We start from the raw sequence: 19,894 nt of genomic DNA on the forward strand, positions 1-19,894 counted from the left end.
CTTCATCATCACTTTCTAGAGGACAGATAATGACTAAGCCGCTTCCACGTAAAATTGCCGTCATGGGTGCCGGCAGCTGGGGAACCACCTTCGCCAAAGTACTTGCCGACTCCGTTGTGGACAAGGGGACTCCGGTGCAAATCTGGGCTCGCCGTGATGACGCAGCTGCAGAAATTAATGAACGCCACACCAACTCCCGCTACCTGCGTGAAACAAAGCTTCCGGCGAACATCTCTGCTTCCTCAAATCAGCGTGAAGTGCTAACGGATGCGGATCTTGTGGTCCTGGCCATTCCTGCGCAGTCGTTGCGACAGGAACTGGCGGCGTTCAAAGAACACTTTGCGCCTGGCGTGGTTTTGCTTTCGCTGATGAAGGGTCTGGAACGCGGCACCGATCTACGCATGAGCGAAGTCATCTCGGAAGTGACTGGATTGCCAGCCGAACAAGTAGCCGTGCTTTCAGGTCCAAACCTTGCAATGGAGATTGCCCGTGAGCAGCCAACTGCCTCGGTTGTAGCTTGCACAGATTCGGAAACTGCTGAGTGGATTGCAGAACTTTGTTCAGCACCATATTTCCGTCCTTACACCAATGACGATGTGTTGGGCGTGGAGCTTGGTGGAATCGTCAAAAACATCATTGCCCTTGCTGTTGGCATGTGTGATGGCATGGGCATGGGTGATAATACAAAATCGACTGTCATCACCCGCGGCTTGGCAGAAACCACTCGTCTAGTTCTCGCGCTCGGTGGCCGATTAGATACTCTGTCAGGGCTCTCCGGCCTGGGTGACCTGGTGGCAACGTGCTCATCATCATTGTCGCGTAATAACACCGCGGGTCGCTTGCTGGGGCAGGGACTTTTCCTTGAAGAAGTCAATGACCGCATGTCGCAGACCGCTGAAGGCATCAAGTCTGCACGTGCAGTGTTTGATCTGGCACAGACTCACAAGGTCGAAATGCCAATTACTGAAGCAGTAGTCATGGTTCTTGAAGGTACGCTAAGTGTTGAAAACATGGCAGCACGTCTACTTTCTCGTGAATTGAAGTCTGAAGGAGAACAGCACTAATGGTCGATCGTAAACTCCGAGTCCTGCTCCTTTTCGGCGGTCGTTCATCTGAGCACTCCGTATCTTGTGTAACGGCAGCCGGTGTCATGCATGCCATTGATCGTGAACGTTTTGACGTAATTCCAGTGGGAATTACTCGTGACGGAGGCTGGACCTTGCTGGACAAAGACCCAGAGGGCTGGGCTTTGGACTCCGGCCAACTGCCGGAAATCTCCTCCGTTGACCACCCGGTGCAGTTGTCTCCTGAAACCAATACAACATCTCTTCAGTCATTGACTGGCGCGACCATTTCTGAGGTTGCTGAAGTTGATGTGGTCTTCCCATTGCTCCATGGTCCTTTTGGCGAAGATGGATCAATCCAGGGAATGCTGGAAACCGCAGGCGTTCCTTACGTCGGCTCCGGAATTGCCGCCAGTGCCATCGGCATGGATAAGCACTTCATGAAGGTCGTTTTTGAAGGCGCTGGATTCAACGTTGGACCTTATGAGGTCATCACCAATAAGCAGTGGCTACGCGATAGCGAATCTGCTCTAGAACGTTGCCAGAATCTTCAGTACCCACTGTTCGTAAAGCCTGCCCGTGCAGGTTCCTCTGTGGGTATCACCAAGGTGGATGTCCCATCGGAACTTCGCGCCGCAATTGAAATCGCTCGGGCCGAAGACCCTAAGGTCATTGTCGAGCAAGGCATCGTTGGTCGCGAAATTGAGTGTGGCGTATTGGAAGGCCGGGGTAGTTCAGCTGCACGAGCTTCATTGCCTGGTGAAGTTGCCGTCGCAGCTAACGGACACACCTTCTACGATTTTGAAGCGAAATATGTGGATGGCACCGCAGCCCAGCTCAGTTGCCCAGCTGAACTGAGTGAAGAAGCCACGACAGAAATCCGCGAGCTTGCTGTTAAAGCCTTTGACTCTTTGGACGCTGAAGGTCTATCCCGCGTTGATTTCTTCTACACGCCCGAGGGCGAGTGGATCATCAATGAAATCAACACCATGCCGGGCTTTACGCCGTCAAGCATGTACCCACAAATGTGGGACAAGACTGGCATTGAATATCCAGAGCTCATCAATGAGCTCATAGCTTTGGCGACTGAACGAAACGTAGGACTGCGCTAAACGACATACTGCTTTTCCAAATAACAAAGCGAGGAGACGATTCGTCTCCTCGCTTTGTTATTGCTCAGTGGTTCTTGGCTACAGCTTTTCTGCCTTATCGACGCTTACACACGCCTTTTGGGCTGGGATCTTGGCCGCCGCGTCAGAAAGGGAAGCGAGCACCGTGCTGGAAGGTATGACGTTCGGGTCAAGCACCACTTCTGTCGCAGGAGTGCGTCCGTAGGTGGTCAATGTCCAGATCTTTGACTTTTCATCTTCGTGAGCAACCCAGTCAACATCATTGACTGATACACACGGATCTGAAGTAGGCGTAGGAACTTGCACGCCGCAACGCAGTACTACTTGCGAAGGATCGCCCCAGGCTGAGGTAGCTTGAGAAGTTGTGGACCGTCGTTGTGCGTCCCCGATTAAATCAGGTAGCGCCACCATCATCTCTGCGCAGGCAGGATTGGCCGCGTCTGGTGCAGCGTCAACGGCGGCGACAGATGAACAAGCAGTGAGAGAAGCAAGTGCAACTACGCTTGCCGCCATGGTCGCAATCTTTTTTATATCTGCATAACATTTCGGCGACACTTCGGAATTCACACTGAGTTTAGACACTTCATAAGCCTACATCCCTACGCTGACAGATAAGATGTATTCAGATGAAACTGTGAAAGGTAGCATATGTCCTTCGATGCACACGCAAGTCAGCCAGTAAAGAAAAAACATACTGGCCGCGCGATAGTACTGAGTATTCTTGTTTTGGTCGCAATTGCGGCGCTTGTAGCCGCGGGCTACCTTTGGAATCTGGGGCGAACATTCGACTCTGAGAGTGGCAAGATTGCTGATGCCTTCCCTAACGAGGACACCCGTCCTGAAGTTAAGGATGAGTCCAAGGATGCAGTCAATATTCTTCTGCTAGGTACTGACACTCGGGCCACGCGAGATGCGTCTGAAGACAGCGAAGACTTTGGCACACTGCCAAATGGCGGTCGTTCCGACACGATGATGCTGGTTCATATCCCGTCGGATCACAAGAACATTTTCGTCACCTCCATCATGCGTGATACCTGGTTAAACATCCCAGGTGTAGGTGAAGCAAAAATTAATGCTGCCTTCGCCCATGGTGGCGTTTCCAAAGCTGTCGAGACCCTCGAAGGTCTATTCGGCGTTCGCATCAATCACGTTGCGTCAATTGACTTTGAAGGCTTCAAGGGCCTCACCGATGCCGTTGGTGGCGTGACCATCAACAATCCACGTGCATTCAATTCAACATCTTTCAAGGGCAATAATTTCCCTGAAGGTGTTCAGACCCTCAACGGTGATCAGGCATTAGCGTTCGTTCGTGAACGCCACGCGTTCCCCGAGAGTGACTACCAGCGCGTCAAGAACCAGCAGCTTTTTGTCAAGGCCTTGCTTGGTCAGATCATGTCTAAAGACACCCTGACCAATCCTGCTAAGGTATCGGACGCCGTGGGACAGATCGCCCCATACATTGCTGTTGATGATTCTCTTGATTCAACTCAGGTTGCTTCATATGCATCGTCCATGCTCAACGTTCGTCAGAGCGACATGGAATTCTTCACCCTTCCAAATAGTGGTACCGGTACATCTGCAGACGGTCAGTCCATCGTAGTTCCAGACATGGCAGCCATTGATAAGTTTGGTCAAGCGCTTCAGGACGATACAGTTTCTGAGTTCGTGAAAACCACTGATCTATCTAAATAGTTCAACTAAGGACTAGGAATCCATGACTCCCCAAAAGCTCGATACCTCCGTGCGCGCAATTCATGAATGGCTTGCGCGGAGCGTCAAGAGTCTCGGGAACCACTCTGATCGACTTAATGCCATCAACGTCTTTCCAGTTGCAGACGGGGATACCGGGAGCAATCTCTATCTCACCGCCCGGGCTGGGCACGATGCCGTTAGCCAACTGAAAAGTGACGATATCGGTGGTTTTCTTGAAGTTGCTGCGCGCGCATCCATGGAGTCCGCCCGCGGTAACTCAGGAACGCTCTTTGCCGTCTTTCTTAGCGGCCTCAGCGAGCCATGGATTGGCCACGAGCGCCTGACCGCACCTCTGCTCGCTCTAGGATTGGAGCGAGCAAAGGTACGTTCATGGTCTGCATTGAGTGAACCGGTTGAAGGCACCATGCTTTCGGTAATTAATGCGATAGCTCTAGCTGCCGGATCGACCCTTTCGCATATCAAGACTGATCTCGAAAGTCGTGCTGCATTAGACGCACTGTTGACCCAAATGACTCAGGCGGCGCAGCTAGCGGTCAAGGGTACGGAAACGGAATTGGAACCACTGCTTGAGGCCGGAGTTGTCGATGCCGGAGCAGTGGGAATGCTGATCATCATTGATGAGCTCTGTGCAGCGATCCGTAATGACGTCACTGATTTTGAATCTTATGAATCATTCCATGGCTACAGGGTGCAGGATCCGCATGTTCACCTGAATCGAGAAACCGAATCCGGGGTTGAAGTCATGTGCACCGTTTCCTTAGATGCCTTGGGTGCGGCCACGTTGCGTGGCCAGCTAGACGCCATGGGCAATTCGGTGATCATGTCGCCGGTGAACCAATTGGAAGAAGATACCTATCGTTGGCGAGTCCATGTCCATGTTCCTGAAGCAGAGCCAGCCATAGAACTAATTGGGAAATACGGCGATCCTATAAATGTCAGCGTCACCGACTTGTGCACGAATGATGACTGAACAGACCCTGGTTTCTTTTGAGGCTTCAGAACTTTCCACCTACCTTGGCGACAAGAACGCCGCGGCACTGGAAAAGGCTTTTGGATATACAACAGTAGGGGAATTGCTGTGGCACTTTCCGCGTCGATATGTTGAAGTCGGTGAGCTGACCCCTATCGCTGAGTTGCCATTTGATGAACACGTCACCGTGGTCGCTCAGGTTGTCAACGTTAGCCAACGTCAGATGCACTCACGCCGAGGCTTCATCTATGAAGTTACGGTTAGTGATGAGCTGAGCTCTGGCGGACAAGAACTGAAGATGACTTTCTTTAATGGTTATCAAGCGCGCACTGATCTGACTGTCGGTACTATCGCGATGTTCAGTGGAAAAGTTGGTTGGTATCAGGACCACTTACAACTCAGCCAACCAGACTACGCAGTATTGGACGAAGCCTCCCAAGCGGACCCTCGACCAATTCCTATCTATCCTGCATCGGCAAAGATGCCCAATAAGCGGATACGAGATTTGATGGGGCTGCTTCTCCCACACGTCATCGAAGAGAACCTGCCTGAATTTCTCCCTAGCGACCTTCTTGGATCAAATCATTACCCCCAGCGTTTCCAGGCGTACCTCCAGCGCCATGCGCCACGCGAGGTTAAGCACGCGTACGTTGCCCGTCAACGCTTTGCTTATGAAGAAGCATTTGTATTGCAGCTGACCCTAGCTGAACGTAGTCGTCAGCTCGGTGCCCAGCATGCCGTTGCGCGTCCACGTCAGTCCGGGAAACTGGCTGACAAGTTTGAAGCGCAATTGCCTTTTACCTTGACCGAAGACCAGCTACAAGTAGGGGATCAGCTTGCGTCTGATCTTTCCCAACCACATCCAATGCACCGTCTTTTACAGGGTGAAGTGGGCTCCGGTAAAACGATCGTCGCATTGCGGGCAATTCTCCAAGTCATTGATGCTGGGGGACAAGCCGCCCTCTTAGCGCCAACGGAAGTTTTGGCTGCTCAGCACTTTGCGTCCATTACTAAGATGTTGGGCAGACTTGCAGACTCAGGACTATTCGGTGAAGGCGTGGGGGCCGGCGTTGCTCTTTTGACCGGTTCTGCAAAAACGGCACAACGACGACAAGCCCTGTTGGGCATCGCTAGTGGCGAGATCGGTTTGATTATCGGTACTCATGCCTTGCTTAGCGACCAGGTGCAGTTTGCCGAACTCGGGCTCGTCGTTGTTGACGAGCAACACAGATTTGGCGTTGAGCAACGCGATGCGTTGCGAGACAAGTCTGGTGACGCGGTTCCACACACTTTGGTCATGACGGCTACACCAATTCCACGTACCGTCGCGATGACAGTATTTGGGGATCTAGACACCTCTACCATCAAGCGTTTGCCAGCTGGACGTGCGCCCATTCAAACGCATATTGTGCCAATGCAACTGACCAGTTTCCGGGAACGGTTGTTCTCGAAAATTACGGAAGAAGTGAGTCAGGGGCACCAAGTGTATGTGGTGTGCCCTAGGATCACTGACACCGCTGCAGAACAAGGTGTACTTCTGTCGACGTATGAAGAATCGTCGGGACAAACCATGAGCGTTGAAGCCATGATGGAGTTACTGGCCGGTATGCCTAGTTTCGCTAATGTGCGGGTCGAAGCATTGCACTCGCAATTGGACTCAGATGAAAAACAAGACGTTATGGACTCATTTGCTGGGGGCAACGTCGACGTTCTAGTTTCCACGACGGTCATCGAAGTTGGCGTTGACGTCCACAACGCGACTCTCATGGTGATCATGGACGCTGAACGATTCGGAATCTCACAGCTGCACCAGCTTCGCGGACGTGTTGGTCGTGGCGGGTTGCAGGGAACATGCCTAATGACTACGTGGCTAGATGCTGATCATCCATCTGTGAGGCGGCTCAAAACAATCGAGTCCACCATGGACGGATTTGAATTGGCCGAGGCCGACTTGGCTGAACGTAGGGAAGGCAATATTCTCGGTGCGCAGCAGTCCGGAAGTAGGTCAGCCTTGAAAGAGCTAAGCATTATCAAGGACCGTAAGCTCATTGAGCAGGCCAGAGCCAATGTTGAGGCGCTGATGAATGTACCCGAGTGGCAAAGCAAATACCCAGAACTGCTGAAGATGGCTGGTTCCTGGGTGGACGAGTCATCTCAAGAATTTTTGAATAAGAACTAACTAAAGATTGAGGCTGGAATGAGCCGTATTATTGCCGGTGCAGCGGGCGGAAATCCGTTGAAGTCAGTACCCGGAGATGCGACGCGACCAACTACGGATAGAGTCAAGGAAGCACTGTTTTCCCGCTTAGAGAGCTGGGACGTGCTTTCTGGTGCACGCGTTCTGGACCTATTTGCAGGGTCAGGTGCTCTTGGCATTGAATCGGCAAGCCGGGGCGCACGCCAAGTTGTGCTTGTTGAAAAAGCGCCTAAGGCAGCGAGCGTTTGTCAGCAAAACGCGTCCATGGTTAACAAGGCGCTCAAGGCAACGGTGGTTGCGGTGCAACGAGGTTCTGTTGATTCGGTACTGGACAGTTTCGTGTCAAGTAGTACAGGTCTGCCGAACCGAACATTCGACCTTGTTGTTTTAGATCCTCCCTACCCGCTGACCGAAGAAGAACTAACGGTTACTTTGGGCAAAATATCCAAGGTTCTAGCTGATGACGCGACAGTAGTGATCGAACGCTCGGCTCGTTCACCCGAACCAACCTGGCCCGAGGGCCTAGAGAATTTCTCAGATAAAAAATACGGAGAAACGCACTTATGGTTTGCTGAACCTGTCTAGGTCCAGCGAGTGCCGCACCTCGGAAGGATGCGGCCCGGCTGCTTGGCATCGCTCAACCATGTCTTCGGGTAATGGGCTCTGCATGGCGGTGAGGATCAAGTTTCCCGGATAGCGCTGCGTAAACATCTCGGGGCTAGAACTGAGCATCACAAATCTAAAGACTGACTGAGCTGCAACGACTTGAGACTTCGCAAAGTTCAACGGGGGATCATCGCCAATGTTGACGAATAGTAGTCCGTCCTCGGACAAGGAATTTAGAAGTTCTGAGTAGTAGTCAGCTGTAGTTAGGTGTCCGGGAGCTTCCGGACCAGAGAAGATATCCAAAACGATGACATCAAATTTTTCGTTTGCTAGTTGTTCGCTTAGCACCGATCTTGCGTCGGCAACAATTGGTCGTAGCTGGCATTGCGTGGGCAACGGCAATTGGGTCAGTACAAAGTCCAGAAGCTCACGCTCAATGTCTACTGCCACATGGGTGCTAGAAGGGTAGACAACGCTGGCCCACCGGGCCAGAGTTAGAGCTCCTGCGCCCAGATGGAGCATTTTGAGAGGTCTATCCGGGGTGCGCAGCACCTGCAAATGATTAGCAACACGGGCAAGATATTCGTAGAAGACCTCTTCAGGGTGCGCCAAGTTCACATGCGACTGCGGAGCATCACCTATGGCCAGTATTTTTGATCCTGGGATCAAATCGTCATCATAAATTGTTGCGTGCTCTTGGACGAATCCAAGCCAACGCTTTGCTGTTTTGCTCATCGGTTTAATACCTCTGGTAGGTGCTGGAGCTTTTCTACTGCAGCGGCGATCACCTGGGGTTGTTTGCAGAAAGCGAATCGTAAGAAGCCCTGATAGTGCTTCATGTTTTCGGGGCGCACAAACACTGACAACGGTATCGCAGCGACACCGACTTGTTCAGGCATCAACCGTGCTACCTCCACTGCATCCTTGCGCTTAAATTGATTAATGTCCGCCACAAGGAAGTATGTGCCCCTGGGCCTGATGACAGGGATGCCAGCGGCCTCCAGCCCACGGGACAACGCTATTGCGCTTTCCTCTAGCGTTGCGGCGAATCTTTCAAAGAATGGATCTGGCAGCTGTAGAGCTTGGGCAATTGCTGGCTGAAAAGCTGGGCCTGAGGAGTAGGTGAGGAACTGCTTGACTGTTCGAAGCGCGGTGATCAGTTCTTTTGGACCAGTGGCCCAGCCGACTTTCCAACCCGTGAAAGAAAATGATTTACCGGAAGACGAGATCGTGAGCGTTCGTTCAAAACCGCCAGGCAGGCTTGCAATCGGAACATGCTTCGTACCAAAGGTGAGGTGTTCATAGACTTCATCGGAGACGATGATGCAGTTGTGCTGATGAGCCAGGGCAATGATCTCATTGAGAACAGTGAGTGAAAATACCGCACCCGTAGGATTATGTGGGTTATTGATAAGAATGACTCGAGTTTGGTCCGTGACTGCACTGCGAAGATCATCTAAGTCGGGTTCAAACGCGGGAGCCCGCAGCGGGACTACCTTATGCTGCGCATTCGTCAAGCCGATCATGGCCGCATAAGAGTCATAAAACGGCTCGAAAGTTACTACCTCGTCGCCTGGTTCTATGAAAGCCAGTAGCGCCGCGGCGATGGCTTCGGTCGCACCAGTGGTTACAACTACCTCGGATAGTGGATCGATCTTCAACGAATAGAAGCGGTTCTGATGCTCTGAGATTGCCTCTCTGAGCTGCAGGGTTCCGGATCCTGGCGCATACTGATTGGCCCCGCCCATTATGGAATCTATAGCAATTTGGCGGACTTCCTCCGGACCTTCAGTATCCGGGAAACCTTGACCTAAGTTGATTGCATTATGTTTGTTGGCGAGTGCGGTGATCTCTTCAAAGATCGTCACTCCGGGTTGACCGGCAGAGTCCAGAAGATTCGCCTCGTGCGCTGTACGTTGCCAAGGAGTCATTGAAATACCCATAGGTTCATTATGAGTGCCTTGTAATGGTTTGTTGGCCATTTAGTCAACAAGTGGTTGCATGACATTTACCTTAGAACCAACAATTGAGCTGAGTTCTTGATAGATTCAGTTCATGCGAAGAGCAGTATGCCCCGGATCCTTTGACCCCATCCACAATGGTCACGTTGAAATCATTGCGCGTGCGGCAAGCCTTTTTGACGAGGTGATCGTTGCTGTGTCGACGAACTATTCCAAGAAATATCGGTTTAGTGAAGACGAGCGCGTTGCAATGGTTGAAGAGACCGTCGGGGGGTTGCGCGGCGTCACTGCTGTCCCGATGGGGCAGGGGCTCCTAGCTGATTTCTGCAAGGAAAACGGCGCCGAGGCCATAGTCAAAGGACTTCGTAGCACTGTGGATTACGCATATGAGATCCCAATGGCGACCATGAATCGACACTTAACTGGCGTCGAGACGGTGTTCCTACAGGCAGATACTCGTTTCACTCATCTGTCTTCTTCACTGTTGAAGGAAGTTCAAGCATTGGGTGGAGACGTTGACGAGTACTTCCCTCGTTCAGTCAAAAAACGGCTCCTTGAATAGCTGATGCTTAACGCAATTGGTAATTACACAGGGTAGATATAAGATTAGGGTCTTGAAAGATCACTCTCACTTTTTCGGACGGTATTTCTAAAATGAATCCACGAGTCATCACTAAAGCAGTAATCCCAGCCGCAGGTTTGGGTACTCGCTTCTTGCCAGCAACCAAGGCAATGCCAAAGGAGATGCTGCCGGTTGTTGATAAGCCAGCTATCCAGTACGTTGTCTCGGAAGCTGTAAAGGCTGGCTTCACCGACCTTTTGATGGTCACCGGCCGTAGCAAACGAGCTCTAGAGGATCACTTTGACCGAGTTCCATCGTTGGAGTACTCGCTAGAGGCTAAGGGCGACAAGAAAAAACTGGCTGCAATTCACGAAGCAACTCACTTGGGCGACATTCACTATGTCCGCCAGGGCGATCCAAAGGGGCTCGGCCATGCAGTCTTACGTGCTAAGCAGCACGTCGGTAACGAGCCATTCGCTGTCTTGCTTGGTGATGACCTGATCGATGAGCGTGACGAGTTGCTTTCGGTGATGGCTGAAGTTCAGCAAAAAACCGGTGGTTCTGTGATCGCTTTGATGGAAGTTGAGCCAGAGCAGATTAGCGCATACGGTTGCGCCGACGTATCAGTCGTTGAAGGCGAAGAATACGTCAAGGTCAACGGGCTTGTTGAAAAACCGGCAGTGGACGAAGCACCAAGCAACCTGGCGATTATTGGACGCTATCTTCTTCACCCACGTGTGTTTGAAGTACTTGAGCACACCGCGCCAGGACGAGGCAACGAGATTCAGCTGACCGACGCTCTCCAAGTTCTTGCAGCTGCAGAAGGGGAGGGTGCTGGTGTGCACGCTGTTGTGTTCCGTGGACGCCGTTACGACACTGGTGACAAGCTGAGCTACCTTCAGGCAAATATCACTCTGGCAGTAGACCACGAAGATCTCGGCGCAGGACTCAAGACCTGGCTGAAGGACTTTGTAGCAGGACTCGACGACTAGAGAGCTCCCGGCCTGTTCCGGATGGCATAGACGCTATAAAAGCGGCGACCTAGAAAAATCTAGGTCGCCACTTCGATTTTGAGGGTTCAGGTTTCAACTTCGTGGAATCCAAAGGTTCAGCTGATCTGGTGCTGAAATGTGTCCATCGTGAAGCTGAATTGCCACTAGAGATACCAGAACGGAATGGGTCGCCTAAACCCAAATCTTATTTGGCCTGCAGCCCCAGTTCGCGGCTAAGTCTTTTCGCGATGGCCTGATGACCCAAATTATTTGGATGGAATGCGTCTGACTTCCCTTTCCAAGTGACGGCGCCGGCAGGCCCACGATTGGCTGGCTGATCAAAGATGTCGGAGATTTGAATATAAGTGCCACCGTTTTGCAGGCATGATTCGCGAATGATGCGATCTAGGGCTTGAGTATTCTTTGATTTTGAATCATGCCACACGCCTAGACAAACCAGTTTTACCTTTGGCGAGCTGGCTTTGATCTTTTTCAAGTATGCCTGATATTCACGCTTGAACACTTGGGCCGGTGTGCGTCCCCTTATGTCGTTGGTCCCCAGCTCAACGATCGCCAGGTCGACTTTTGAGGGCAGTTCCTTGCGCTCGGCGATGTACTTTTAACTTCGCACCGGACTTGGCAATGTTCGTGATTGAATTCGTTCCTCCGCTGCTGAGCTTTTTCTCAACAAGTTCACGAAAGCTCTTGGGCAGTTCCTGAGCATCACGACCGACGGTGATGGAATCGCCCGCAAACAGCACACGGTCGTAAGTGTTGATCGTGGTGGTCTGTTGCGGATCGGTACTTGGCAGTGTCTCATTGGCCTGATCTGAAGAGGTGGTGACGCTTCGAATTACCGGAATTGCTCCTACGGCAAGAACGATTAATATGATTAGTCCGATTGCTAGCTTGCGACCCGCGGATTTCCTATCGGTGCTGGGGTGGTCAGGCACTCGGCACTCCCACAAAGACGATTCTCTTACTTCTTGACGGCAGGACTTAGTTTATCGGTGGAGTGTGAATACCGGGTCTCGGGCAGCTGGGGAAGCTAGTGACCTACATCGCACTTTGAGAAGTGTCGGATTCGCTCCATGGGGGTCTGATTCTGCAGGTTTGTTCTTGTTGACTCACCCCAAACATCCATATTGGACTTTCGTTTCAATAACTTCAGTTCTTGATTAATTCGATAGGTCAATGACGTATGAAAGCAATATTGATCGGCTCATTCTATGATTTCGTGGATTAATCGTGGTAATTATCACTAGCGAATCGGCTGATTTTGCTCAGGGTAAACACAACTAGCGTCGGTATTCTGTTTGCTTGCGCGAAGTCTCGCGGATCGTTGGTTTGCTTCGGTGTGTGTCATCCCCGTGGAGTTGGTTTGAAAAAAGAAGTCCCTGAGTCGTCAGGTTTTGCGTCACGTAGTACGCGCAAAGCGGTAAAACGAAAAAAGAAGAAACGAACTAGAACTGTCTTCGCCGCTGTCGTTGCAGTGATGTTGGTTTGTGTGCTCGGAGCCGGTTACTACGTCTTTGATCTTCAACGACAGTTCAACTCAAAATCTAATTCGCTGTCTTTGGCTTTTTCGGATGCAGACCAGCAAGCCCGTCCCGTGAAGGACCCTGACGACAAGTCGATGAACGTCTTAATGCTTGGCGTGGATCATGCAGAAGATGACAGTGACGGATCAGCTGCTTTGAGCGGTGCTGTCGAGCAGCGTAGTGACTCAATGATGCTTGTGCATATTCCGGAAGACCGTTCGCAGATTTACGTCATGTCCATGGTTCGAGACATGTATGTGGATATTCCCGGGCATGGCCAGAACAAGATCAATGCCGCAGTGTCATTGGGTGGCGTTCCGCTTCTAATGCAGACTGTCGAAGGTATGTTTGATACAAAAATCGACCATGTCGCCATGGTCGATTTTGAAGGTTTCAAAGAGCTCTCGACCGCACTCGGGGGAGTGAGCGTGGAGAACGACATTCCATTTACTGCAAATGACACTGACTACTTCTATCCAAAGGGCACAGTTGCCCTGGAAGGAGATAGAGCCCTTCGGTTTGTTAGAGAACGTAAGTCATTCTCAAACGGTGATTATCAGCGCGTAGTCAACCAGCGAAAATTCATTGCCTCGGCCGCCAATAAGCTCTTGTCTTCGGATACGCTGACGAATCCAGTCAAGCTTTACGACATTGTGGATACCGTTTCGCCTTACCTAACCTTTGATGAAGATTTTGATGCAGCGACCCTGGTTGGTCTCGGCACCCAGCTAAAGAACGTGGATACAGAGAACATGGCCATGTTTACAATGCCTACCGCGGGAAGTTCGGTCGATGCCCAAGGTCAATCTATCGAGCTTGCCAGTGAGCAGGCCGTCGCCCAAATAGGTGAGGCCTTACGTACGGATGCCATGGCGGAGTATCTCAAGGAAAATCCACCTGAGAGCGAATAATCTTGTGATCGGCGTGACAAAACGGCTGATAGTCAAGTCGAATCACGAGGATCGCTGATCCTATCTACTAGACTTTGAACATCTGTGCTTACGAACTGAGCCACAGTTAGCTTCGAGAATGAGGACTTTTGGGGATGACAGTTGCAGAGGAGGCCGACAAGTTCGGCTTGCACCGAGTTGGTGCGCGTCCTTCACTGGGCGACTATCTGAGGCAAACTTGGGAGCGCCGCGAATTCATTTATGAGTTAGCGAAGGCTCGGGTTCAGAAACAGAACCAACAGAATCGCCTCGGAATGATTTGGGTTGTTCTCAAACCCACCATGAACGCCATCATGTATGGCGTTATTTTCGGCGTTTTGCAGGGAGACAAGAAGGGGCCGGATTTTGCCGTTTTCATAGTCATTGGCGTTTTCCTCTTTGAATTCTTCACCAGCTCCATGAACGGTGGCGCCAAGTCCATCACGGGGAACTCAGCCTTGGTTCAGTCCCTGTCGTTCCCCAGATTGAGCTTGCCGGTTGCCCAAGTAACGCAAAATCTACTTACGCTGATGCCAATGGTTTTGGTCATGTTCATCTACGCAATGATTCTCGGAACTACACCCAAGTGGTCTTGGTTTGGGGTCATTCCGCTCATCGCTATTTTCTCCGTGTTTAACATGGGTATTGCATTGATATGTGCCCGAATTACGGTTCACGTTCGCGACTTCACACAGATCCTCCCGCTAATTTCCCGCATGCTGTTCTACACCTCTGGCGTTCTTTTTGACGTTGACCGACTCCTTAGCAGCTGGCCATGGTTGGTAACGGTCTTTGAATTCCATCCCTTGTATCAAACCCTGCATCTTGCGCGAGCGATGATCATGAATGAAGCTGAGTACAATCCGATGAGCTGGCTTGTTGTCAGTGTTTGGGCAGTCGTAGTACTGGCCGTGGGACTTGTTTATTTCTGGAAGGCTGAGGAGCGTTACGGCCGTGCCAATTAGTTTTGATGATCTCATCAACCCTGGACTGCATCCAGAGTATGAGCCTGCCCCAATTTTTTCGGACGACACGTCTTTCATAGACGTCGTGAAACCGGAGGATATTAAGCCCTCTATACTGACAATCGATGCATCACGCAAGCCTGTCGTGATGGTCGATAACCTTCACGTCAAATACCAAGTGTTTTCCAGCGGTAAAGCCGTGGGCAACGCTGGCGCTCGTAAGCTCCTTCAGCCAAAGATGCGTGGAGTTAGGACCGTACACGCATTGAAGGGTATTTCTTTCGTTGCGTATGAAAACGAGTCCATCGGAATTATCGGTTCTAACGGTTCCGGTAAGTCAACTCTTCTGCGTGCCATCACAGGATTAACTCCACCTGCCGACGGTTCTGTGTATGCCCGCTCGCGGCCAAGCCTGCTTGGCGTTGGAGCGGCACTAATCCCGGATCTTTCCGGTGATAAGAACATCACTTTGGGTGGATTGGCATTGGGCTACAACCGTGAGCAGGTTGAGCAGATGCGTGAGGAAATCACTAAGTTTGCAGAGTTGGAAGAGTTTATTGATCTTCCAATGCGAACGTATTCCTCAGGTATGGCCGCCCGTCTGAAGTTTGCAATCGCTGCGTCCAAAGAGCACGACATTCTCATCGTTGATGAGGCCTTGGCCGTTGGCGATGCGAAGTTCCGTAAGCGAAGCGAAGCCAAGATCCGTGAAATCCGCGAAAACGCCGGAACCGTGTTCTTGGTGTCTCACTCGATGAACTCCATTAAAGAAACTTGCAACCGCTGTATCTGGATTGAAAAAGGCGTCCAGAAGATGGATGGCGACCCGGACACCGTGATCAAGGCCTACCAGCAACATAAGAAGTAAGAGACGAATGACTGAACTTCCCGGCGTATCGTACGTCATGCCAGTGCTGAATGAAGCTGATTATCTAGAAGAAGCAGTCAGTTCAATTCTGACCCAGGATTATGACGGCGATAAAGAGCTGATTATTGCTCTGGGTCCAAGCACCGATGATACCGATGAAGTTGCTCAGCGATTAGCGGCCTCGGATCCTCGGCTGATCTTGGTCGATAATCCTCTTGGGCGTACGCCGATTGCTCTGAACTTAGCTATCAGAAAGTCATCTCATCCGATCATCATGCGTGTTGACGCGCATAGTGAACTCCCTGCCAATTACACGAGTCGGGGTGTGGAGACGCTTTATCGCGTAGGCGCCCACGATGTTGGCGGCCTGATGGACGCGCGAGGAAAAACTCCTGTTCAGCGAGCTATTGCGGCAGCGTACCACTCCAAATTTGGTTTTGGGGGACCGGCATACCATTCCGGTGCGCCTGAGGGTGAAGCCGAGTCTGCTTACCTAGGAATCTTCCGACGCGAAGTATTTGATGAAGTTGGTTTCTACGACGAAAACATGTGGCGAGCTCAGGACTGGGAACTGTGCTTGCGTATCCGCCAGGCGGGACACAAGGTTTGGTTTGATCCGGAACTCAAAGTTGGATATTACCCACGAGATAACTTCGTGGCGCTAGCGCGTCAGTCCTTTGCCTCAGGAACTTGGCGTGGAGAGATTGCGCGCAGATTCCCGGAAGGGAAATCATTGCGACATGACATCCCGCCATTGCTATTGGCCGGTGTGGGCATTGGATCTGTTGCGTTGAGCCTTGCGCCGTTGACGCGCGGACGTGTATCGCCATCGGTGCAATCGCTCGTAAACCTTGCTGCCTCTGCGCCCATGGTTTATGCGGCGGCCACGGTAGCAGCTGGATTGGCATCCAAGGGTGAGAACCTAAAAGAGAAACTTCTGACTGCTGCGGCTTTCCAATCTATTCACCTTCCGTGGGCTGCTGGTTATCTGAAGGGCCGTATTTTTGGTGCCGCAGGTACCTTGGACAAGGGTCGTGTTAAGTGAGCGTTCAACGCCCAAAAAATCCAACGCTTGAGCAACTCCGCGCTGTTTGCCAGCCGCCGGAGGTCAAAGCAAGGAAAAACGCGGAACACTGGACTGCTGAACTGTATTTGCGACACATCTCAATTTATCTGACCGCAGTTTTGGTAAGAACTCGAATCACAGCCAACGGCGTGACCGGTCTGATGATTCTGGCTGGTTGGTGCATGTCTTTGGCACTGCTGATCCCAGGCATTTGGGGACCCTTACTTGCTGTAGTGCTGTCCCAAGTGCAGTTGTACTTTGACTGTTCAGATGGTGAGGTAGCCCGCTGGCGCGCTTCACAATCTCCACGTGGAATTTTCATCGACATGGTGGGTCACCACACCACCGAGGCATTGATTCCCATTGCCTTGGGTTATCGAGTGTTCAAGGAGCTGTCCGCTGATGGCCTGCTCACTGAACAAGCCTGGCCAACCTTGTTTATGAGTGCATGCCTGTCGGTCTTGCTGGTCCTGAACCGTTCACAGTCGCTTATGGTGCATGCTGCGCGTGGCATGGCGGGTCTGACTAAATTGCCAGATACTGCCGAGGCGCGAGCAGTTTCTACGACCACCGTGATTGGCCGCCTGCGCTCGCTTGCACGCTTCCTTCCGTTCCACCGTCTTCTGCATGCCGTGGAGCTAAGCTTGCTCATCCTGGTTTGCTCCATTATTTCTGGCCTAGCTGGAACTCCGGGCCTCGCTGAAAAGTGGATGATTTGGATCTTGCTGCCGGCATGTGTGCTGGTGAATATTGGCCATTTCCTATCAAACATGGTTTCGTCGCGTTTGAAGGCTTAGAGCTTTGACGCAGTATCAATTCGAATAAACGGAAAGGGGAGTGCATGGAAAAGCGATTAGCTCCAACAATCGGTGTTGTCGTACTGACCATGGGCAACCGTCCGGTCGAGCTACGTCGGGCTCTTGACTCATTGTTGTCGCAGTCAGACGTCACCATTGATGCCGTAGTCGTGGGAAACGGTTGGGACCCAACCGATATACCTGCAGGCATCAAGACTCACTTCTTACCGGAAAACTTGGGAATTCCTGCCGGTAGGAACGCGGGAGTAGGGCAAGTTGAGGGCGAGTATCTTTGCTTCCTGGATGATGACTCCTGGTTCTTGGACGATGATTTTCTGATTGCTGCTGTACAGCGATTCAAAAAGTATCCGCGCATGGGTCTTCTTCAGCCACGAATTACTGACCCGGAGCACAGCGATCAAGATCCAACCCGTTGGATTCCACGTCTAAAGAAGCGCACTGCTGAAGAACCGAGCCGAGTATTCCACGTTGGCGAAACTTGCTTGGTTACGACTCGCGAGCTATTCGACCTCACCGGCGGATGGGCCGGCGGATTCTGGTACGCCCACGAAGGTATTGAGCTGGCATGGCGTATTTGGGATACCGGAACTTACGTCTGGTACGCAGGCGATATGCGTATCGCCCACCCTGTGGTTGATCCACGCAGGCACGAAGAGTTCTACCGTCTTAATGCGCGTAACCGGGTGTGGCTTGCTCGCCGAAATCTGCCAGCTCCGTTTAGCTTTATCTACCCGACCACGTGGATGCTGATCGAATGCCTGCGCATGCGGGACAAGCCAAACGCGGTCAAGCAGTATCTGGCTGGCTGGAAGGCAGGCTGGAAAGGCAGCCCTTGGTACAAGGAACCGCGCGCGAAGCTTCGCTGGATCACCTTGCTGAGGATGACCCTTTCTGGGCGACCGCCGATTATCTAACACACCTTTGCGGCTGTAATTATGACGTCATAGCGCGAACGAATCACTCTTAATTATCGTCCAGAAACGAAGCCGGATTCGATCCTGTTGGTACGATGTTTCTCACTGCGCTGTTCAAACTTTAGATGAACAAGCGGTAAGATGTTTTTGAACGAAGCATGGAATTCTTTGTCATGCGTGATACTTACGACTGTTGGACGGTGTGAAATTTGGGAATCCACGGGTGGAGAGGGCAGCTAAGCCGTAGTCTCCCTGATCCGTTCTGGGAAAAGGTTCTTGCATGGTCGACCAGCAACGCAGCGCATAGCTCGCTTAGCATCACTGACGTTCGGGATGCGAATATTGCCAGTTCGCGTTCCGTAGCCAAGCGTCTAGGCATTGATTTTTCACAAGATCCTTTGCTGGGCATTTCCACTGTTTCAAAATCCGATTGGGCTCTACTAGTTGAGGGCTTCTCTGCAGATGGGTTTAGGCTCACACGCGCTGACTCTGTTGCTGCTAGCTTTGGTGCCTTGCAAGTATGGTCCGTCCAAAGTTCTAATTCCACGCCAGGCATCACCCGTAGACGACAGTCCGGGGTTGGCGCTTTGTGGGCTGTCTATTCTGACGGAAAGACATTCGCACCGGACGTCCAGGACTTCACTTCTCCCATAGATGCCGTTTATACCTGGGTAGATTCTGCTGATCCTGAGTGGCAAACCTCGTATCGCGAATTCAAACAGTCGGTTCCCGCTGGAGAAGCGCATCCCACAAGCCGCGATTTAGGTCGTTATACATCGCGGGATGAACTCAAATATTCCCTACGGTCCTTGGAAATGAACATGCCGTGGATCCGGAACATATATCTGGTCACGGCGGGGCAAGTTCCTTGCTGGCTGGACACGGAAAATACAAAGATAAAGCTTGTTAGTCATACTGAGATCTTTGACGATCCCGCGGAATGTCTCCCGACGTTTAACTCGCATGCGATTGAAACGCAGCTTGCGAATATCGAGGGGCTCTCAGAACACTTCATCTACGTCAACGACGACATCTTCTTCGGGCGGCCAATGTCCCCGAATGTGTTCTTCACCGGAAGTGGTTCGGTAAAATACTCGTTAGCGAAAGCCCACTACGCTGAGGCCGCCAATCCCCGTCTTGCAGTAAACCTTGCGGCTAAATTGAATGCAGGGCTAATCGAGTCAAAATACGGGAAAACAACTGCTCTGAAGTTTAAACATGTTGCTCATCCGCAACTTCGCAGTATACACAAACTAATTAGGGAAACTTTTCCCGATGAAGTGAAAGCCACAGCAAGACACAAGTTTAGGCACGTTGAAGATATTTCGGTGCCTTCCTCGCTCGCACACTATGTTGCTGCCGCCGAAGGGCTAGGCGTACCAGCTGACATTGACTATTCGTATGTTGATTTAGGCGGCGATCATTTGCCGATGAAGCTCTATCGACTTGTTCGAGGGCGCGGCATGCAGATGTTTTGCCTGAACGAAGTTGCCAGTGTCAGCGAGAAAGAAAAACGCGGTCAATTGGCAAAGAGGGTGCTGGACGCGTTGTTCCCGTTTAAATCTTCCTACGAGAAGTGACGCGCTGCATTCAGTTTT

Annotated in this window: 20 protein-coding genes; 15 read left to right on the forward strand and 5 right to left on the reverse strand. The window is 51.6% G+C overall.

Going from position 1 to position 19,894, the window contains the following annotated elements; genetic code table 11:
• Positions 1-29: 29 nt before the first annotated feature.
• Both AC1Z3F_RS04235 and AC1Z3F_RS04240 read left to right on the forward strand, forming a co-directional pair.
• Complete coding sequence (locus AC1Z3F_RS04235; protein WP_483566640.1) at positions 30-1,064, forward strand: NAD(P)H-dependent glycerol-3-phosphate dehydrogenase; 1,035 nt, start codon at positions 30-32, stop codon at positions 1,062-1,064.
• Positions 1,064-2,176 (forward strand): D-alanine--D-alanine ligase family protein, encoded by a 1,113-nt coding sequence (locus AC1Z3F_RS04240; RefSeq protein ID WP_483566641.1) that lies wholly within the window; start codon positions 1,064-1,066, stop codon positions 2,174-2,176. The genes AC1Z3F_RS04235 and AC1Z3F_RS04240 overlap by 1 nt, the downstream gene beginning before the upstream one ends.
• 78 nt (positions 2,177-2,254) lie before the next feature.
• Here AC1Z3F_RS04240 and AC1Z3F_RS04245 read toward each other — a convergent pair whose 3' ends face one another.
• Positions 2,255-2,707: a DUF3515 family protein gene (locus AC1Z3F_RS04245; protein ID WP_483566642.1), complete on the reverse strand. Its 453-nt coding sequence runs from the start codon at positions 2,705-2,707 to the stop codon at positions 2,255-2,257.
• Positions 2,708-2,842: 135 nt separating this feature from the next.
• On the opposite strand from AC1Z3F_RS04245, the gene AC1Z3F_RS04250 reads away from it, so the two are divergent.
• Genes AC1Z3F_RS04250 through rsmD form a run of 4 tightly spaced genes read left to right on the forward strand, consistent with a single transcriptional unit; the run spans position 2,843 to position 7,659 of the window.
• Positions 2,843-3,886 carry an LCP family protein gene (locus tag AC1Z3F_RS04250; RefSeq protein ID WP_483566643.1) on the forward strand — a complete coding sequence of 348 codons (1,044 nt, stop codon included), beginning with the start codon at positions 2,843-2,845 and terminating at the stop codon, positions 3,884-3,886.
• Between the two features lie 22 nt (positions 3,887-3,908).
• Positions 3,909-4,877: a DAK2 domain-containing protein gene (locus AC1Z3F_RS04255; protein ID WP_483566644.1), complete on the forward strand. Its 969-nt coding sequence runs from the start codon at positions 3,909-3,911 to the stop codon at positions 4,875-4,877.
• Entirely contained in the window at positions 4,867-7,056 is a 2,190-nt protein-coding gene (locus tag AC1Z3F_RS04260; RefSeq protein ID WP_483566645.1) for an ATP-dependent DNA helicase RecG, read from the forward strand. The genes AC1Z3F_RS04255 and AC1Z3F_RS04260 overlap by 11 nt, the downstream gene beginning before the upstream one ends.
• An 18-nt stretch (positions 7,057-7,074) precedes the next feature.
• Positions 7,075-7,659: a 16S rRNA (guanine(966)-N(2))-methyltransferase RsmD gene (rsmD, locus tag AC1Z3F_RS04265; RefSeq protein WP_483566646.1), complete on the forward strand. Its 585-nt coding sequence runs from the start codon at positions 7,075-7,077 to the stop codon at positions 7,657-7,659.
• Here the strand turns inward: rsmD and AC1Z3F_RS04270 are convergent.
• Together AC1Z3F_RS04270 and AC1Z3F_RS04275 are read right to left on the reverse strand one after the other, a co-directional pair.
• The gene (locus tag AC1Z3F_RS04270) at positions 7,636-8,415 is read right to left on the reverse strand and encodes a spermidine synthase (RefSeq protein ID WP_483566647.1); all 780 of its coding nucleotides are present in this window, start codon (positions 8,413-8,415) and stop codon (positions 7,636-7,638) included. The two genes, rsmD and AC1Z3F_RS04270, sit on opposite strands and share 24 nt — an antisense overlap.
• Positions 8,412-9,662: an aminotransferase class I/II-fold pyridoxal phosphate-dependent enzyme gene (locus AC1Z3F_RS04275; RefSeq protein ID WP_483566648.1), complete on the reverse strand. Its 1,251-nt coding sequence runs from the start codon at positions 9,660-9,662 to the stop codon at positions 8,412-8,414. Before AC1Z3F_RS04275 ends, AC1Z3F_RS04270 begins: the two co-directional genes overlap by 4 nt.
• A gap of 73 nt (positions 9,663-9,735) precedes the next feature.
• Between AC1Z3F_RS04275 and coaD the strand changes: the two genes are divergently transcribed.
• Positions 9,736-10,203 (forward strand): pantetheine-phosphate adenylyltransferase, encoded by a 468-nt coding sequence (coaD, locus tag AC1Z3F_RS04280; protein ID WP_131088034.1) that lies wholly within the window; start codon positions 9,736-9,738, stop codon positions 10,201-10,203.
• A 92-nt stretch (positions 10,204-10,295) separates the two neighbouring features.
• Positions 10,296-11,195, forward strand: coding sequence for a UTP--glucose-1-phosphate uridylyltransferase GalU (gene galU, locus AC1Z3F_RS04285; protein ID WP_483566649.1), 900 nt, complete (start codon positions 10,296-10,298; stop codon positions 11,193-11,195).
• A gap of 205 nt (positions 11,196-11,400) precedes the next feature.
• On the opposite strand, the gene AC1Z3F_RS04290 is transcribed toward galU, so the two are convergent.
• Positions 11,401-11,808 carry an SGNH/GDSL hydrolase family protein gene (locus tag AC1Z3F_RS04290; RefSeq protein ID WP_483566936.1) on the reverse strand — a complete coding sequence of 136 codons (408 nt, stop codon included), beginning with the start codon at positions 11,806-11,808 and terminating at the stop codon, positions 11,401-11,403.
• A complete protein-coding gene (locus AC1Z3F_RS04295; protein ID WP_483566650.1) occupies positions 11,759-12,148 on the reverse strand; it encodes a hypothetical protein in 390 nt (129 codons plus the stop codon). The genes AC1Z3F_RS04290 and AC1Z3F_RS04295 overlap by 50 nt, the downstream gene beginning before the upstream one ends.
• A 428-nt stretch (positions 12,149-12,576) precedes the next feature.
• On the opposite strand from AC1Z3F_RS04295, the gene AC1Z3F_RS04300 reads away from it, so the two are divergent.
• The 7 genes from AC1Z3F_RS04300 to AC1Z3F_RS04330 all read left to right on the forward strand — a co-directional run bounded on the left by AC1Z3F_RS04300 (position 12,577) and on the right by AC1Z3F_RS04330 (position 19,876).
• The gene (locus AC1Z3F_RS04300; protein WP_483566651.1) at positions 12,577-13,647 is read left to right on the forward strand and encodes an LCP family protein; all 1,071 of its coding nucleotides are present in this window, start codon (positions 12,577-12,579) and stop codon (positions 13,645-13,647) included.
• Positions 13,648-13,781: 134 nt separating this feature from the next.
• Positions 13,782-14,630, forward strand: coding sequence for an ABC transporter permease (locus AC1Z3F_RS04305; RefSeq protein ID WP_483566652.1), 849 nt, complete (start codon positions 13,782-13,784; stop codon positions 14,628-14,630).
• A gap of 148 nt (positions 14,631-14,778) precedes the next feature.
• Complete coding sequence (locus AC1Z3F_RS04310; protein WP_483566653.1) at positions 14,779-15,498, forward strand: ABC transporter ATP-binding protein; 720 nt, start codon at positions 14,779-14,781, stop codon at positions 15,496-15,498.
• Positions 15,499-15,505: 7 nt separating this feature from the next.
• Positions 15,506-16,543, forward strand: a complete 1,038-nt coding sequence (locus AC1Z3F_RS04315) for a glycosyltransferase family 2 protein (RefSeq protein WP_483566654.1) — start codon at positions 15,506-15,508, stop codon at positions 16,541-16,543.
• A complete protein-coding gene (locus tag AC1Z3F_RS04320; protein ID WP_483566655.1) occupies positions 16,540-17,361 on the forward strand; it encodes a CDP-alcohol phosphatidyltransferase family protein in 822 nt (273 codons plus the stop codon). The genes AC1Z3F_RS04315 and AC1Z3F_RS04320 overlap by 4 nt, the downstream gene beginning before the upstream one ends.
• A 44-nt stretch (positions 17,362-17,405) precedes the next feature.
• Positions 17,406-18,296, forward strand: a complete 891-nt coding sequence (locus AC1Z3F_RS04325; RefSeq protein WP_483566656.1) for a glycosyltransferase family 2 protein — start codon at positions 17,406-17,408, stop codon at positions 18,294-18,296.
• A gap of 209 nt (positions 18,297-18,505) precedes the next feature.
• Positions 18,506-19,876, forward strand: coding sequence for a stealth conserved region 3 domain-containing protein (locus AC1Z3F_RS04330; protein ID WP_483566657.1), 1,371 nt, complete (start codon positions 18,506-18,508; stop codon positions 19,874-19,876).
• Positions 19,877-19,894 lie beyond the last annotated feature (18 nt).

It is taken from the genome of Glutamicibacter sp. MOO4 (assembly GCF_056934395.1).

What these genes read in the sequence shown, in the direction of transcription:
- coaD (WP_131088034.1), top strand. Translation starts at nt 9,736, where the DNA reads ATGCGAAGAGCAGTATGCCCCGGATCCTTTGACCCCATCCACAATGGT.
- AC1Z3F_RS04235 (WP_483566640.1), top strand. Translation starts at nt 30, where the DNA reads ATGACTAAGCCGCTTCCACGTAAAATTGCCGTCATGGGTGCCGGCAGC.
- rsmD (WP_483566646.1), top strand. Translation starts at nt 7,075, where the DNA reads ATGAGCCGTATTATTGCCGGTGCAGCGGGCGGAAATCCGTTGAAGTCA.
- AC1Z3F_RS04325 (WP_483566656.1), top strand. Translation starts at nt 17,406, where the DNA reads ATGGAAAAGCGATTAGCTCCAACAATCGGTGTTGTCGTACTGACCATG.
- AC1Z3F_RS04245 (WP_483566642.1), bottom strand. Translation starts at nt 2,707, where the DNA reads ATGGCGGCAAGCGTAGTTGCACTTGCTTCTCTCACTGCTTGTTCATCT.
- AC1Z3F_RS04305 (WP_483566652.1), top strand. Translation starts at nt 13,782, where the DNA reads ATGACAGTTGCAGAGGAGGCCGACAAGTTCGGCTTGCACCGAGTTGGT.
- AC1Z3F_RS04310 (WP_483566653.1), top strand. Translation starts at nt 14,779, where the DNA reads ATGGTCGATAACCTTCACGTCAAATACCAAGTGTTTTCCAGCGGTAAA.
- AC1Z3F_RS04275 (WP_483566648.1), bottom strand. Translation starts at nt 9,662, where the DNA reads ATGGCCAACAAACCATTACAAGGCACTCATAATGAACCTATGGGTATT.
- AC1Z3F_RS04260 (WP_483566645.1), top strand. Translation starts at nt 4,867, where the DNA reads ATGATGACTGAACAGACCCTGGTTTCTTTTGAGGCTTCAGAACTTTCC.
- AC1Z3F_RS04255 (WP_483566644.1), top strand. Translation starts at nt 3,909, where the DNA reads ATGACTCCCCAAAAGCTCGATACCTCCGTGCGCGCAATTCATGAATGG.
- AC1Z3F_RS04315 (WP_483566654.1), top strand. Translation starts at nt 15,506, where the DNA reads ATGACTGAACTTCCCGGCGTATCGTACGTCATGCCAGTGCTGAATGAA.
- AC1Z3F_RS04240 (WP_483566641.1), top strand. Translation starts at nt 1,064, where the DNA reads ATGGTCGATCGTAAACTCCGAGTCCTGCTCCTTTTCGGCGGTCGTTCA.
- AC1Z3F_RS04250 (WP_483566643.1), top strand. Translation starts at nt 2,843, where the DNA reads ATGTCCTTCGATGCACACGCAAGTCAGCCAGTAAAGAAAAAACATACT.
- galU (WP_483566649.1), top strand. Translation starts at nt 10,296, where the DNA reads ATGAATCCACGAGTCATCACTAAAGCAGTAATCCCAGCCGCAGGTTTG.
- AC1Z3F_RS04270 (WP_483566647.1), bottom strand. Translation starts at nt 8,415, where the DNA reads ATGAGCAAAACAGCAAAGCGTTGGCTTGGATTCGTCCAAGAGCACGCA.